This is a genomic window from Luteibacter sp. P1_D3, from assembly GCF_056406135.1.
Window position 1 is genome coordinate 22863 of sequence record NZ_JBFUAT010000015.1, and the last position, 15231, is coordinate 38093.

Here is a 15231-nt window from a genome sequence, read left to right on the forward strand (position 1 = left end):
TCAAGGAGTCAGGCATGCATTCCAAACGCAATGTAGTCATCTTCGATTTCGGCGGCGTACTCGTCGACTGGAACCCCCGTTATCTCTACAGCAAGCTGTTCGGCGACGACGAAGCCGGTATGGAACGTTTCCTCGCTGAAGTGACCACGCCGGAATGGAACCTGCAGCAGGATGCCGGCCGGTCATGGGAGGAAGCCGTTCGTTTGCTGAGCGCCGAGCATCCCACCCAGGCCGACCTGATCGCCGCTTACCAGCATCGTTGGGAAGAGACGCTTGGCGGTCCCATCGACGACAGCCTGCATATCCTGCGCGAGCTCAAAGATGCCGGGCATCCCTTGTATGGGCTGACCAACTGGTCGCACGAGACCTTTCCGATCGCACGCCAGCGGTATGCCTTCTTCGATTGCTTCGATGGCATTGTGGTGTCGGGCGAGGAGGGCATGATCAAGCCCAATCCGAAGCTCTACGAAACCCTGCTCGAGCGCTACGACATCGATCCGACGTGCGCCATCTTCATCGATGACAACAAGGTCAACGTCGAGGCCGCCGAAGCCCTCGGAATCCACGGCATTCATTTTCATACGCCAGCCCAATTGCGCGCCGAACTGATCAAGCTCGGGTTCCTGCCTAAATGAACGTGCCGGATACGACGCTGCCGCGCGAGCGGCAGCAGCTGATCCTCGAGCGCCTGCAACGCGATGGCAAGGTCATCGCGGCGGATCTCGCTCAGGAGTTCCGTGTCTCGGAAGATTCGATCCGTCGTGACCTGCGCGACCTCGCTGCGCAGGGCTTGTGTCGCCGTGTCTACGGCGGCGCCCTGCTTGCCGTGAACATACCGCCCCTGGGCGAGCGCCACGCCGAGCGCACCGAACTGAAACGCGCGCTGGGGCGCACGGCACTTGGCCTCATCGGCACGGGGCAGATCCTCTTCATCGATGCCGGTTCCACCAACACGGTGCTGGCGAAGATGCTGCCCGATCACAGCGACCTGACCGTGGTGACCAATGCGCCCGATGTCGCGCTGGCGGTGCTGGGGCGGCCGGGCTTCGACGTGATCCTGCTCGGCGGCAAGCTCGATCCTGCGATCGGCGGTGCGATCGGCTCGCGCACGGTACGCCAGGCCCAGGACATTCGCGCGGACCTGTGCTTTCCAGGCGTTTGTGCGATCGATCCTCAGCGTGGGCTATGGACCTACGACGAGGAAGAAACGGTGTTCAAACAGGCGATCATCGAGGCCAGTGGCGAAACAGTCGCTATCGCCACCCCCGACAAGCTGGTGGCGTCGGCGACGCATCACACGGCACCGATCACGGGTATCTCGCATCTGGTGGTCGCCGCGGATACGGAGGCGGCCGTGGTGGCGCGTTATCGTGCCGCGGGTGTGACCGTGCACATGTAACACCTGCTGTTGTAGGAGCCGATTTATCGGCGATTGGGTCTTGCGGCAACACCCATCGCCGATAAATCGGCTCCTACCAGGCGTTTAGCCTCGTAGGAGCCTTCTTTCAGCCGGCTTTTTTCTTCGCAAGGCGCAGCCAGGTGTCGACGACGGTATCCGGGTTGAGCGATACCGATTCGATGCCTTGCTCCATCAGCCACTCGGCGAGATCCGGGTGGTCGGACGGACCCTGGCCGCAGATGCCGATGTACTTGCCCTTGGCGCGAGCCGTGCTGATCGCCATCGAAAGCAGCTTTTTTACCGCCGGATCGCGTTCGTCGAACAGGTTGGCGACGATGCTCGAATCGCGATCCAGGCCGAGGGTGAGCTGGGTGAGATCGTTCGAGCCGATCGAGAAGCCGTCGAAGATGTCGAGGAACTCGTCGGCCATCAGGGCGTTGGAGGGCACCTCGCACATCATGATGACCTTGAGGTCGTTCTCGCCCTGCACGAGGCCGTTCTTGCGCAGCACTTCGATCACCTTGCGGCCTTCGTCCAGCGTCCGCACGAAGGGAATCATGATCCATACGTTGGTCAGGCCCATCGTTTCACGCACGTACTTGGCCGCCTTGCACTCGAGTGCGAAGGCGTCGGCAAAGCCCGGATCGACGTAACGGCTGGCGCCGCGGTAACCGATCATCGGGTTTTCTTCGTGCGGCTCGTAGCGGGAACCGCCGAGCAGGCCGGCGTATTCGTTCGATTTGAAGTCGGACAGGCGCACGATCACCGGTTTCGGATATACCGAGGCGGCGATGGTGGAGATGCCCTCGGCAAGGCGATCGACATAGAACGAGACCGGATCCTTGTAGCCGGAAATGCGCGCATCGATGCGTGCCTTGGTTTCCGGGTCCTGCTTGGCGTACTCGAGCAAGGCCTTTGGATGCACGCCGATGTGGCTGGCGATGATCATTTCCAGGCGGGCCAGGCCGATGCCGGCGTTCGGCAGCATGCCGAAATCGAATGCGCGCTCAGGGTTGGCCACGTTCATCATGATTTTCAGCGGCGCGTCGGGCATCGCGCCGAGGTCGGCAGTGATGCGATCGAACTTGAGCAAGCCCTCGTAGATCGTGCCCGTGTCGCCTTCGGCGCAGGACACGGTGACTTCGGCACCGTCCGGAATCGTCTCCAGCGCGTTACCGCAACCGACGACGGCCGGCACGCCGAGCTCGCGGGCGATGATCGCCGCGTGGCAGGTGCGCCCGCCACGATTGGTCACGATCGCTGCGGCGCGCTTCATCACCGGCTCCCAATCGGGATCGGTCATGTCGGCCACGAGTACGTCGCCCGGCTGCACCTTGTTCATGTCGGCCAGCGAGCGAATCACGCGTGCCTTGCCGGAACCGATCTTCTGGCCGATGGCCCGGCCTTCGGTCAGCACCTTGCTCTTTTCGTTGAGCTGGAAGCGCTCGAGCGTCGTCGTAGTGCCACGGGATTTTACCGTTTCCGGGCGTGCCTGGACGATGTAGAGCTTGCCGGTGTTGCCGTCCTTCGCCCACTCGATATCCATCGGGCGGCCGTAGTGCTTCTCGATGATCAGGGCCTGGCGGGACAGTTCCTCGACATCGGCGTCGACGACGCAGAAGCGGTGACGCAGTTCGACCGGCGTTTCCTCGATGCGGACGCGCTCGCCCGGCTGGTCGGAGTAGACCATGCGCTGCTGCTTGGCGCCGAGGCTGCGACGAAGCACGGCCGGCTTGCCGTCGCGCAGGGTGGGCTTGAATACGTAGAACTCGTCCGGATTGACGGCACCCTGGACCACCATCTCGCCCAGGCCGTAGGAGCCGGTGACGAAGACGACGTCGCGGAAACCGGATTCGGTGTCGAGCGTGAACAGCACGCCGGAGGCGCCGACATCTGAACGGACCATCAGCTGCACGCCAGCGGACAGGAAGACGTCCTCGTGCTTGAAGCCCTGATGCACGCGGTACGCGATGGCGCGGTCGTTGTAGAGCGAGGCGAAGACTTCCTTCACCTTGTGCAGCACGTCGTCGATGCCGACCACGTTGAGGAAGGTTTCCTGCTGTCCGGCGAACGAGGCGTCGGGCAGGTCTTCGGCTGTGGCGGAAGAACGCACGGCCACGGCGATGTCATCGGCACCGGCATCCTTGCAAAGCTTGATATAGGCGTCGCGGATAGCCTGTTCGAGGTCGGCGGGCAGGGCGGTGTCGACGATCCAGCCGCGGATCTCCTTGCCACCGCGGACCAGCTCGTCCACATCGTCCACGTCCAGCGTGGCCAGGCGTTCCTGGATGCGCTTGGCGAGGCCGCTTTTTTCAAGGTAGGTCTGGAAGGCGTCGGCCGTGGTGGCGAAGCCACCCGGAACGGATACGCCCAGTTTCGCCAGGTTGCCGATCATCTCGCCAAGGGAGGCGTTCTTGCCGCCCACCTTGCCCAGGTCGGTCATGCGCAGCGCGTCGAGCCAAAGTACCAGGTCGCTCAAAGGAAAGTCCTCACATCGGTTCGTCGGTATGGCGGCGGGCCACGCTAGAAAATCCGCGCATTGTCGTGTCCCTGTCGCCACAGAAACAAGGCGCGATGCACAAACGTTCAGGGATCATGCGGGGTCGCTTGTTATGGCGGCGTCTTGCGCTAAGGTTTGTCCATGGACCACCCGCTGGGAAAACCCCCGATGCGCCGTACCGTCTTCTTCATTTCCGATTCCACCGGCATCACCGCCGAAACCATCGGGAACAGCATGCTGGCCCAGTTCGAGGGGGTCCAGTTCGATACCCACCGCCTGCCGTTCATCGATAACCCTCAGAAGGCCGAGGCGGCGTCCCTGCGCATCAAGACCAAGTACGCCCAGGACGGCCAGCGGCCGATCGTGGTCAACACCATGACTTCCCGTGCCCTGTGCGACATCGTCGCCGGCAGCGGTGCCCTGATGCTGGATGTGTTTGCCCCCTTCATCGACCCGCTGGAGGCCGAACTGGGCACCAAGCAGTCGGGTGCAGTCAACCGTTCACATGGCCTGGTGGACTTCGAGCGCTACGAAGCGCGAATCAACGCCACCAACTACGCCCTGGCGCACGATGATGGCCTGGACGTCGACTACAACGAATCGGATCTGGTCCTCGTGGGCGTTTCTCGCTCCGGAAAGACGCCTACCTGCCTCTACATGGCCTTGCATTACGGTGTTTGTGCCGCCAACTATCCGCTCACGGACGACGACCTGGACAAGCTGGAGCTGCCAACCCGTCTCCGCCCCTATCGAAGCCGCCTGTTTGGCCTGACCATCGACCCGAACCGCCTTGCGCAGATCCGCGAGCAGCGGCGCCCGGGCAGTCGATATGCGACCCTGAAACAGTGTCGCTGGGAGCTGGAACAGGCCGACCGGCTCATGCGGCGGGAAAACATTCCGGTCCTCAACACCACGCATACGTCGATCGAGGAGATTTCGAGCAAGATTTTCGAGTACCTCGGCATCGAACGTCACATGTACTAGACAGCCTTACGGAGAACCTCGCCCGACATGACCGCCGTCATCGAACGCCCATCCGCCTTCCTCCCTGGACGCTTCGGCTTCCTGATGGGGCTGTATGCGGAGAACTACCACCGGCTGGCACGGCTGTTCGCGCCGCAGCGGCTGGCGCCGGGCCGTTACATCTCCGATGTGGACGACGGCCTGAAAGTGCGCCTGGACGTGCAGGAAAAGCACCCGTACACACTGGAGCTCGAACTCACCTACGACTTCGTCGACGAGACCACCGGCCAGCCGTCGCCGTCGGCCCAGTTGCGCATGTACACCGACGCGCATGTGGCCGAAGCGATGCACTGCCATCCCGGACGCAAGCTCTGGCAGGTTCTCGGCCCTTTTCCGCCGGCGAATACGGTGCTCCAGCATCGCTTGCGCATGAATGGTTTCCTCAGCCGCTGGCTGGAATTCCTCGCCGAGCAGGGGCATTCGATCGGCACGCTCGAGCGCCTTGACGACACCAAGCCCGACTAAATCGCTCGTTGTAGGAGCCGACTCATCGGCGATCCCGCGGCAGCGGGCAAGGTTGAGGCAAAAAAAAACCCGCCTGATGGCGGGATCTTTTTGGAAGTAATGGCGGAGCGGACGGGACTCGAACCCGCGACCTCCGGCGTGACAGGCCAGCATTCTAACCGACTGAACTACCGCTCCACACTTACGTTCCAGCTTTCCAACATTTCCAACTTCTTCGTCCTTAACACTCTCTGGCGGACCAGAAAGTGGCGTCCCCACGGGGATTCGAACCCCGGTCGCCACCGTGAAAGGGTGATGTCCTAGGCCTCTAGACGATGGGGACGTCTTAGAAGTTGGTGGAGCCAGCCGGGATCGAACCGGCGACCTCCTGCATGCCATGCAGGCGCTCTCCCAGCTGAGCTATGGCCCCCTGCTGGAAGCCGCAAAGATTACGTCCGACCCGCTAATTCGTCAAGCATTCGTTACAGTTTTTTTTAAATTATTTTCACGAATTCGAGAATGACGAACACTGGCGCGCACTTGCGTGACGACGAGGGCGTGAGTGTCGACGCGTATTCCGTGCGCATGTTCCTGCGCACGCGCTAACCTGTCCCTTCGCACACACAGGGGCAGGCATGCACGGCATCGTTTTCATCCAGGATCTGGCAACGGTGATGCTCGTTGCCGGCCTGACGACCGTGATCTTCCAGCGACTGAGGCAGCCCGTCGTGCTGGGCTACATCATCGYGGGGCTGCTGATCGGGCCGCATACGCTGCCGGTGATCTTCATCCACGACGAAGAAACCATTCGTACGTTGTCCGAACTGGGCATGATCCTGTTGCTGTTCGCGCTCGGCCTGGAGTTCAGCCTGAAGAAGCTGCGCGCCGTCGGTGGCGCAGCGCTGGTCGCCGCCTTCGCCGAAATCGTGCTGATGGTGTGGATCGGCTACGAGATCGGTCGATTCTTCGGCTGGTCCGCGATGGACGCGATCTTCCTCGGTGCCATGCTGTCCATCTCCTCGACCACGATCATCATGAAGGCCCTCGAAGACCTGGGTCTGAAGCGCGAGCGTTTCGCCCAGCTGATGTTCGGCATCCTCATCGTCGAGGACCTGCTCGCCATCGTCCTGATGGCCCTGCTTACGGGTATCGCCAGCACAGGCGGCCTGGAGGCGAGCCAGGCGCTTGCAGCGATCGGCCGGCTCGGCCTGTTCATGGCCGTATCCCTTGTCGTGGGCCTGCTGCTGGTGCCGCGCGTGGTCGACTACATCGCGCGGGTCAGTCGCAACGACGTGCTGCTGATTGCCGTGCTGGGCATTTGCTTCGGCTTCTGCCTGCTGGTCACCGAAATGGGCTACAGCGTGGCCCTGGGCGCCTTCATGATCGGCGCGATCGTGGCCGAGTCGGAGAGCGTGGCGCGCATCGAGCGCATCATCATGCCGGTCCGCGACATGTTCAGTGCGATCTTTTTCGTCGCCATCGGCATGTTGATCGACCCCGCGCTGATCGTGGAGTACGCCTTGCCGATCACCATCGTGACCATCGCGGTGGTCGTGGGCAAGGTGGTGACCTGCAGTTTCGGCAGTTTCGTTGCCGGCAACGATGGCCGCACGTCGCTGCGCGTGGGTATGGGTCTGGCGCAGATCGGCGAATTCTCATTCGTGATTGCGTCACTGGGTCTCACACTCGAGGTGACCAGTAAATTCCTTTACCCGGTGGCGGTGGCGGTGTCGGCCATCACGACGTTCCTCACCCCTTACCTGATCCGCGCCTCCGATCCTCTGGCGAGCTTCCTCGGCCGGGCGTTGCCCACCCGCGTCACGGGTGTGTTCGGTGCCTATACCGAGTGGATGGGGAGCCTGGGCCTGCAAGGGCAGGGTGCCATCGTGATGAAAATGATCCGCCGGCTGGTCTGGCACGTGATCATCAACATGATGCTGGTGATCGCGGTCTTCGTCATCGTCGCCTTCGCCTACCGTCGCGGCTTCCTCCATGTCGACATGCTCAGCGACGACGCCACGGTACGCCGGAGCCTGGCCTGGTCGTTCGCTGCGCTGCTGTCCCTGCCCATGGTGGTCGCGGCTTACCGCAAGGCCGGGGCGCTGGGGATGTTGCTGGCCGAACTGAGCATTCCGGATCGCTTCGGCAGCCGCACCTTCCGGATTCGCTCCGTCCTCGGGCGGATCATCCCGGTGGTGGCGATGTTGATCCTCGGCCTCCTCGTGGCCGCCCTGGCATCCACGATCCTGCCCCCGCGCGAGGTCGCCGGGGTGCTGGTCCTGATCGGCATCGGCCTGGTCTGGCTGCTCTGGCGGGTCCTGGTGCAGGTGCACGCGCGGCTACAGGCAGCCCTGCGGGATACCCTGGAAAAGCCGGGTCCGGGACACGATGAGTGACCGATTCGTCATTCCGTTGAAAGGCTGCTGAACTTTTCATGTGAAACCTTGTCTTTCGCCACGTCATTGCAAGCAAGGCGCGAACCACCGCACAATGGCGTTTCCGCCTCCACATGGAGGTGTACCGGCGGTGTCGCCGAATCTTTCCAAGAGAGGGAATACCGAATGAAGCAATTTTTGCGTCCCACGATGACGGCCGTCGCCCTGGCGGTTGCGCTGGGTACTGCCGCGGGCGCATCCGCCCAGGCAGCCAAGCCGGCTGCTGCTGGTGCGGGCACCGTTGATAAGCAGAAGGCCAGCTACGTCGTGGGTTGGGACCTTGCCAGCTCGCTGCCGCCGCTCGTCGCGAAGGAAGTGGATGCCGCTACGGTCGCCAAGGCCCTGCAGGCTGCCCTGTCCGGCCAGAAGCCGACCATGACCGAAGCCGAAGCCAAGACGGTCCGCGAAGCCTTTGTGGCCCAGCTGAAGGTCAAGGCCGAAGCCGAGTACAACAAGGTTGCAGCCCAGAACAAGTCGGAAGGCGATGCCTTCCTGGCCAAGAACAAGAGCGCCGCTGGCGTGAAGGTCACGGCTTCGGGCCTGCAGTACCAGGTTGTCCAGGCAGGTACCGGCGCACGTCCGGGCCCGAACGACATGGTCTCGATCAACTACACCGGTACGTTCGTGAACGGCGAGAAGTTCGACGCGTCGGCTGACCATCAGCCTGCCGGTCCGGCTTCGATCCCGCTCCAGGCCGTGATTCCGGGCTTCCGCGAAGGCCTGCAGCTGATGCAGACCGGCGGCAAGTACAAGCTCTTCATCCCGTCGAACATCGCTTACGGCGCCAAGCCGGAAAACGGCTTCCCGCCGAACGCGACGATCATCTTCGACGTCGAGCTGCTCAAGACCGGTCCGGCGCCTGCCGGCCAGGGTCCGGGTGGCCCGGGCGCCGGTGCTCCGGGCGGCAAGTAAGCTCGCGCGGCATTTGTAGGAAAATGAAAGGGCGCGGAGCGATCCGCGCCCTTTTTCTTTGCCTGGCTGCCAGCCGGCACTACAATCGACGGTTACGGCAGCAGGTCCTGATGTCCCTGGGAGTTCCATGAAAGTCACGATCTTCGGCACCGGCTACGTCGTTCTCGTCACCGGCACCTGCCTTGCGGAGATGGGCAACCATGACTGACATGGACGATCGCATGATGGAGCTCGAGATGCGTCTCGCCTTCATCGACGATACGGTCAACGGGCTGTCATCGGCAGACACCGAAATAGCCCGGCGACTGGATCGACTGGAGAGGGCGGTGCGCGATCTGCGCTCCGACCTCATGAATATGCGTGCGGGACTGGGCAGCGACAACGCCAACGAACCCCCGCCGCCGCATTACTGAATAACCGAACGAGCCTTATCGATCATGGCAGAGTCCCTGCGCGACCAGTTATTGAAGAGCGGCCTCGTCAAGGAGGTCCGCGAAGAAAAAAGGACGTCCGTACCGCCGCGGCAAGGCGGTTCCGATGCCGCCAAGGGTGGACGAGCTTCGGCCGGCAGCGGCCAGCCGTATGCAGGCAACCATCCGCGTCAGGGTGCGAAGCCGCCACAAGGTGGCCGACCGCAGCCGGGAGGCAAGCCCCAGCAAGGTGGCCGTCCGCAGCAGGCGCAGCAGGGCAACCGGCCCCAGGCAGGCGGCCGACCGCCACAGGGCGGCAAGCCCGGCGCGAGTGGACAGCCCCGCCCGCCGCGTAAGGATGGCGAGATCGACCTGGCCAAGGCCTATGCCATTCGCGCGCAGACCGACGCGACCGAGCGCCGCCGTCTCGAAGCCGAGGCGGCCGAGCAGGCCCGGTTGCGCAAGGAGAAGAAGCGCAAGGTCGAAGAGCTGCTGAAGGGGAAGGCCCTGAACCTCGCCGATGCCGATCAGGTTCGTCATTTTCCGTATGGCGAGAAGATCCGCCGCGTCCATGTGGATGCGGCCCAGTTGGTCGCGATCAACGCGGGCGAGCTGGGTGTGGTGCAGCAGGGTGGTCGCTATCTCATTGTCGACAAGGCGGTCATCGCGGAACTGCAGGTGCTGGCGCCGGAGTTCATTGCGCTACTGGTCGATCCGAACGCGGTGAGCGAGTCGGACGATGGCGTGCCTGACGATTTGATGTGGTGAGGGGCGTGCCGCGCTGACGCGCGGCAGCTGCTCTTGTAGGAGCCGATTTATCGGCGATGCTCCTCACGGCGCGTGAAGCATCGCCGATAAATCGGCTCCCACAGGATCAGGCGGCGGGCTGAGCCAGTTCCGGGTTGTCCCAGCCTTCCTTCTTCGCAAAGCGCGCACCGTGCGTCGCTTCCAGCTTCGCCAGACGCTCACGCACGGCGGCCACGCCTTCCGTGCGCACGTACTGGATCGGGCCGCCGCGGAATGGTGCGAAACCCGTACCGAAGATCACGCCAGCATCGAGCAGGTCGGCATCGTCGACCACGCCTTCGGCGAGGCAGGCGATCGCTTCGTTGACCATCGGCAGGATCATGCGGTCCTGGATGTCGGCCGGCGGCACGTAGTCGGGATCCACTTCAGGCTTGTCCGGCTTGCCTTCCTTCCACACGTACAGGCCTTCGCCATCTTTCTTGCCGCGCTTGTTCGCGGCGATCTTTTCTTCCAGACCGTGCGGGATCTCCAGGCCAAGGAAGGGCGCGAGCTCCTTGCCGACCGAAGCGCATACGTCGAGGCCGACTGTATCGGCCAGTTCGATCGGGCCCATCGGCATGCCGAACTTCTTTGCTTCGCGATCGAGCACCGGACCCGGCACGCCTTCGTTGTAAAGGCGCATCGCTTCCATCAGGTACGGCATGAGGATGCGGTTGACCAGGAAGCCAGGCGTGCCTTTCACCGGCACCGGCAGCTTGCCGATGGCCTTGCAGAATGCGAGTGCACGCTTCTCGATGGCCGGATCCAGCGCGTCGTGACGCACGACCTCGACCAGTGGCATCTGCGCCACGGGATTGAAGAAATGCAGGCCGAGGAATCGCTGCGGCGCTTTCAGGCCCTGACGCAGTTCATCGAGCGGAATCGAGGACGTGTTGCTGGCGAGGATTTCGTCCGCCTGGAACTGCGGCTCGATGGTTGCGTACAGCGCGTGCTTGGCTTCCGGATTCTCGAAGATCGCTTCGATCGCGAGGTCCGCCTCGGCGATGCCCTTGCCATCGACGTCCGCGCGAAGGCGGGCAGTGGCTGCATCGACCTTGGCGGGCGCCTTGAGCTTCTTTTCGAACAGCGTGCGGGCGCGTTTGATCGCGGGTTCGATGAAGCGCAGTTCGCGATCCTGCAAGGTGACGTCGAAGCCCTTGAGTGCGGACCACGCGGCGATGTCGCCGCCCATGGTGCCTGCACCGACGACATGTACGTGCTTGATGCCGTGGTCGGTGCCGCCACCGAGACCCTTCAGGCGTTCCTGCAGGAAGAAAATACGAATGAGGTTACGAGCCGTCGGCGTGGTCGCCAGTTTCGCCACCGACTTCGCTTCGAGCTTGAGCCGCTGCTGGATGCTGGACCCGCCGCGCGCCCAGGTATCGATCAGGGCGAACGGAGCGGGGTAGTGTTCCTTGCGCACTTTGGCCGCGGTCTGCTTGCGGACCATGGGGGCGAGGATCGCGCGCGCCGGCAGGGTGTTGGTGGCCCAGGCTTTCGCGCGCTGCGCGAACGGACGCTGGTGTGGACGCTTGATCAGGTGGCGGGCTTCGGCGAGCAGTTCGTCCGCGCGGGCCAGCCGGTCGACCAGGCCGACGGCCTTGGCCCGGCGCGCGTTGAACGGCTTGCCGGTGAGCATGGCCGGCAACGCATCGGGCGCGCCGATCAGGCGCGGCAGGCGAGCGGTGCCGCCCCAGCCCGGATGGATGCCGAGCATGACCTCGGGCAGGCCGATCTTCGTGGCATCGTCGTCCACGGCGATACGCTGGCGGCAGGCGAGGGCGAGTTCGGTGCCGCCGCCCATGCAGGCGCCGTGGATCGCGGCCACCGTCGGGCAGGGCAGTCGGGCGAGGTTCTCGAAGACCCGCTGGCCGTTCTCGATGTTGGCGAGCACGGTGCCGGTCTGGGCGTATTCGACGAACTCGCGGATATCGGCACCAACGGCGAAGCCCGAGGGCTTGGCGGAGTGGATGACGACCCCTCGCGGGTTTTCGATAGCCAGGCGCTCGACGATCGTGTCGAGTTCATCGAGGACCTCTCGCGACAGCGCGTTGGCGCTAGCGCCCTCGCGGTCGAAAGTGAGCACGACGATGCCGTCGTCGCCCACGTTGGTCTTCCAGTGCTTGAATCGGAGTCCTTCGAACATGGCGGGTCGTACGCTGGCGAATAAGCGCATCACCATACCTTCCTGCCGGGCCGAATGCGAGATACCCCCGCGTATGGTGTTCGATCCCTAGCGTACGCCCCCGTATAGGACCGATACTTCGCGCCACTACCGCCGATGTGTCGCCCATGCCTGCCGACTCCCATGTAGGAACCGATGTCTTCGACCGCATTCTGTCCGCGTCGGGGCCTTTGGTCGCGTTGCAGGCCGGCGACACCCACCAGCTGATCGACCAGTTCCGACTGGTTGCGCGGCGGACGGGGCAGGCCGTGTACCTGTGGCGCCATGCGGAGGGCCTGGCCAGCCTGCGCGACGCGCAGATGCGCGTACCGGGATGCACGAGGCTGGGCGACGCCTTGCGTTATATCTCGCAGAGCCTGCACTTCGGCGTGTATCTGCTGGACATGCCGCCGGGGCCGCCCAGTGCGACCGACGGTGCACTTTTACGGCAACTGGCGCGTGCCCAGACCGGCCATGTGCGCCGGGTGGTGCTGATGGGGGCGAGCCCGACCCTGCTGGCGACCTTTGAAGACGACATCATCCGTGTGGACGCGGACTGGCGTGCGCGCTCCGCGGCGCCCCGCCTGCGCGACGGTCGGTGGATCGTTTGAGCGTGCACATGTCGGGTGCGATGCCCAGCGGCGTCCTGATCTTCACTCCACGTCGCGACGTGCGTCGCGCGGTGTTCGATGCGCTCGACGCCGACGGTGATTTCGTCCTGTTGAGTGCCCGCGACGCGGCACAACTCGAAGCCTTGCTGGCCGACGCGCCGCCACTTCAGGTGGCCGTCATCGGTGCGGACGGGACGGCGGACATGGCCCAGGGCCTGCGCATCCTTCGTGGTTCAGCGGCCTATTCGCAGTTGCCGGTGGTCTACGTCGTTGGCGAGGCACCCGGGGTGGCCCCGGACGACAGTGCCGACTGGTTGCGCGAAAACGCCATCGCGGCCGAGCTGGCGCAGCGCGTGCGCGCGGCGATCGGTAACGACGCGCCCGTCGTTCCGAGCGAGCCGAGCGGCCTGGACTATCGCTTCGCTTTCGAGGCGGGTGCGGCCTGGGTGGTTGCCTCCACGCCCGAGGGCTGCGTCATCGAAAGCGGCGGCGCCATGAATCGGCTGATGAGCGGCGACGGCCCCGTCCACGGTCGCTTGCTTGCCGACCTGTTCACCATGGATGGAGCCGTGGCGTGGCCCGTCCCCGATGGTGACGGCATGGCGTGCACCTTGCGTCGGCTCGACGGCGGCGACATCGCCGGCGAGATCGATGTGCGCCACCTGGTCGATCGTGGCGCCCACCGCATCGCCGTCGGCTTCCGTGACCTTCGCGCCGTCGAGATGGCGGGCAGGGCGTTGTCCTTGCTCTCCGTCCTGGATGCCTGTCCCAGTGACGATGAGGGCATGGGTGAGGCGGGGGCCATGCTGGCCGACGCACTGGAACTCGACGTGGTCGCCGTCTGGTCGGCCCTGCCGGAGAGCGAGTTCGGGCCCGAGGTGCTGACGCGCATCTGGAACGGTCCGGGCCTGGTCGAGTGGCCCGACGCGGCCGACCTGCCCCTGCTGAAGACCTGCCTGGGTGGGGCGACGCTTTCGCACCTTGGCGAGGCGGCTGGCGCGGTGGTGGCCGACCCCCTCATCGACTCACTCGGCTTGCGCTCCTATGCGTTCCTGCCCCTGCTCGACGAGCGCCGCAACGTGCTCGGCGCGTTGCTGGCGGGTCGCCGTCGCATCGCCAGCGATGGCCGCGTACTCGAGCCGGCCTTGCGTGCGGCGGCGGCGCGCTTCGCCTCGGCGCTGGAGCTGCGACGCGCACGCGAGCAAGGGCGCGCGCGGGGCCTCGTGGACATGCTTACCGCGTTGCCGAACCGCCTCCTGTTCAACGATCGCCTGGATACGACGATCCGGGAAGCCGAGCGGACGGGCGAATGCTTCGCCACCTTGCTGGTCGACCTGGATCGCTTCAAGAGCATCAACGACACGCTCGGTCATGCCGTGGGCGACCAGGTGCTGACCGCAGTGGCGAAGCGGCTTCGCGCCAGCGTGCGTGCATCCGACACCGTCGCGCGTTACGCCGGCGACGAGTTCACGATGATCCTGCGCCACATCATCAAGCGCGACGACGTGCTGCGCATTGCCGAGAAAGTGGTCCAGGCGATGGAGATCCCGCTCGGTCTCGACGACGGTTCGGAACTGCAGGCCACGGTCTCGGTCGGCATTTCCTTCTTCCCCGACGATGCGACGGAAGGTGAACTGCTGCTCCGGCACGCGGACGAAGCCATGTACGGTGCGAAGAGCCTCGGCCGGAACAACTACCAGATCTACGCGGCCAACACGGACGCGTCGCAACAGCAGCACGTGGCCTTGAAGGCACGCCTGCGGCACGCGGTGAAGAATGACGAGCTGCGGGTGTTCTACCAGCCGCAGGTCAATGCCGTCACCGAAGACATCGTCGGCATGGAAGCGTTGGTGCGCTGGGAACACCCCGAGCTGGGCATGATCAGTCCGGCGTTCTTCATCCCGCTGGCCGAGGCCAGCGGCCTGATCGTGCCGATCGGGGAGTGGGTGCTGCGCACCGCATGCGCGCAGGCCAAGGCCTGGGAAGACATCTACGGCCTGGGCTTGCGCCTGGGCGTGAACCTTTCAGCGGTGCAGCTCATGCAGCAGAACCTTGCCGAAGTCGTGACCAGTGCCCTGACCGATACCGGCCTCGACCCGAACAGCCTCGAACTCGAAGTCACCGAGAGCATCAGCGTGAAGACCGTGCCGCACCTGGTCGAGACGCTCGACGCGTTGCACGCCATGGGGTGCCACATCGCCATCGACGACTTCGGCACCGGCGCCGCCTCGCTCGATTACCTTCGCCGGCTGCCGGCCGACCGGATCAAGATCGACCAGAGCTTCGTGCGCAACATCGGCGTGGATCCCGACGACGAAGCCATCGTCCGGGCGACGATCGACATGGCCCACCGGCTCAAGCGCGGCGTGGTGGCCGAAGGCGTGGAAATCGAGCAGCACCTGCAGTTCCTCCGGGCGAACGGCTGCGACGAGCTACAGGGCTACCTTTTCTGCCGCCCGCTGCCGGTGGTGGCTTTCGACAAGCTGCTGGCCGAACGTGAGCGTGTGATTACCGAGGGTAGGGCACCTGTCACTGCCTGATCCCCCC

The 15231-nt window shown here is 64.3% G+C and carries 12 protein-coding genes and 3 tRNA genes; 10 read left to right on the forward strand and 5 right to left on the reverse strand.

The genetic code is table 11. From position 1 onward, the window contains the following. The first annotated feature begins 14 nt into the window (after window positions 1–14). Window positions 15–635, forward strand: a complete 621-nt coding sequence (locus tag AC1DYM_RS11540) for an HAD family hydrolase (protein ID WP_046966777.1) — start codon at window positions 15–17, stop codon at window positions 633–635. After that, the gene (locus AC1DYM_RS11545) at window positions 632–1399 is read left to right on the forward strand and encodes a DeoR/GlpR family DNA-binding transcription regulator (RefSeq protein ID WP_477338385.1); all 768 of its coding nucleotides are present in this window, start codon (window positions 632–634) and stop codon (window positions 1397–1399) included. The genes AC1DYM_RS11540 and AC1DYM_RS11545 overlap by 4 nt, the downstream gene beginning before the upstream one ends. Window positions 1400–1505: 106 nt before the next feature. Here the strand turns inward: AC1DYM_RS11545 and ppsA are convergent, their stop codons facing one another. Continuing rightward, on the reverse strand, window positions 1506–3878 hold the full coding sequence (gene ppsA, locus AC1DYM_RS11550) for a phosphoenolpyruvate synthase (protein ID WP_477338387.1): 2373 nt from the start codon (window positions 3876–3878) through the stop codon (window positions 1506–1508). Window positions 3879–4067: 189 nt separating this feature from the next. Here ppsA and ppsR point away from each other — a divergent pair, with 189 nt between their 5' ends. Both ppsR and AC1DYM_RS11560 read left to right on the forward strand, forming a co-directional pair. Then, window positions 4068–4883, forward strand: coding sequence for a posphoenolpyruvate synthetase regulatory kinase/phosphorylase PpsR (ppsR, locus tag AC1DYM_RS11555; protein WP_046966780.1), 816 nt, complete (start codon window positions 4068–4070; stop codon window positions 4881–4883). A gap of 27 nt (window positions 4884–4910) precedes the next feature. Continuing rightward, a complete protein-coding gene (locus AC1DYM_RS11560) occupies window positions 4911–5387 on the forward strand; it encodes a DUF1249 domain-containing protein (RefSeq protein ID WP_477338389.1) in 477 nt (158 codons plus the stop codon). A 100-nt stretch (window positions 5388–5487) separates the two neighbouring features. On the opposite strand, the gene AC1DYM_RS11565 is transcribed toward AC1DYM_RS11560, so the two are convergent. The 3 genes from AC1DYM_RS11565 to AC1DYM_RS11575 all read right to left on the reverse strand — a co-directional run bounded on the left by AC1DYM_RS11565 (window position 5488) and on the right by AC1DYM_RS11575 (window position 5796). After that, window positions 5488–5564, reverse strand: a tRNA-Asp gene (locus AC1DYM_RS11565). 69 nt (window positions 5565–5633) lie between these two features. Continuing rightward, window positions 5634–5709 (reverse strand) — tRNA-Glu (locus AC1DYM_RS11570). A gap of 11 nt (window positions 5710–5720) precedes the next feature. Beyond that, window positions 5721–5796: transfer RNA gene (locus AC1DYM_RS11575), tRNA-Ala, on the reverse strand. Between the two features lie 205 nt (window positions 5797–6001). Here AC1DYM_RS11575 and AC1DYM_RS11580 point away from each other — a divergent pair. The 4 genes from AC1DYM_RS11580 (at window position 6002) to AC1DYM_RS11595 (ending at window position 9891) form a co-directional block, all read left to right on the forward strand. Beyond that, entirely contained in the window at window positions 6002–7762 is a 1761-nt protein-coding gene (locus AC1DYM_RS11580; RefSeq protein WP_477338391.1) for a cation:proton antiporter, read from the forward strand. A 165-nt stretch (window positions 7763–7927) separates the two neighbouring features. After that, window positions 7928–8713, forward strand: a complete 786-nt coding sequence (locus tag AC1DYM_RS11585) for an FKBP-type peptidyl-prolyl cis-trans isomerase (RefSeq protein ID WP_046966783.1) — start codon at window positions 7928–7930, stop codon at window positions 8711–8713. A 209-nt stretch (window positions 8714–8922) separates the two neighbouring features. Then, the gene (locus AC1DYM_RS11590) at window positions 8923–9126 is read left to right on the forward strand and encodes a SlyX family protein (RefSeq protein ID WP_477338518.1); all 204 of its coding nucleotides are present in this window, start codon (window positions 8923–8925) and stop codon (window positions 9124–9126) included. 24 nt (window positions 9127–9150) lie between these two features. Next, window positions 9151–9891 carry a DUF2058 family protein gene (locus tag AC1DYM_RS11595; protein WP_477338393.1) on the forward strand — a complete coding sequence of 247 codons (741 nt, stop codon included), beginning with the start codon at window positions 9151–9153 and terminating at the stop codon, window positions 9889–9891. 106 nt (window positions 9892–9997) lie between these two features. On the opposite strand, the gene AC1DYM_RS11600 is transcribed toward AC1DYM_RS11595, so the two are convergent. Beyond that, entirely contained in the window at window positions 9998–12055 is a 2058-nt protein-coding gene (locus AC1DYM_RS11600) for a 3-hydroxyacyl-CoA dehydrogenase NAD-binding domain-containing protein (protein WP_477338395.1), read from the reverse strand. Between the two features lie 146 nt (window positions 12056–12201). Between AC1DYM_RS11600 and AC1DYM_RS11605 the strand changes: the two genes are divergently transcribed. Further along, window positions 12202–12684, forward strand: coding sequence for a hypothetical protein (locus tag AC1DYM_RS11605; RefSeq protein ID WP_477338397.1), 483 nt, complete (start codon window positions 12202–12204; stop codon window positions 12682–12684). Continuing rightward, the gene (locus AC1DYM_RS11610) at window positions 12672–15224 is read left to right on the forward strand and encodes a putative bifunctional diguanylate cyclase/phosphodiesterase (RefSeq protein WP_477338399.1); all 2553 of its coding nucleotides are present in this window, start codon (window positions 12672–12674) and stop codon (window positions 15222–15224) included. Before AC1DYM_RS11605 ends, AC1DYM_RS11610 begins: the two co-directional genes overlap by 13 nt. Window positions 15225–15231 lie beyond the last annotated feature (7 nt).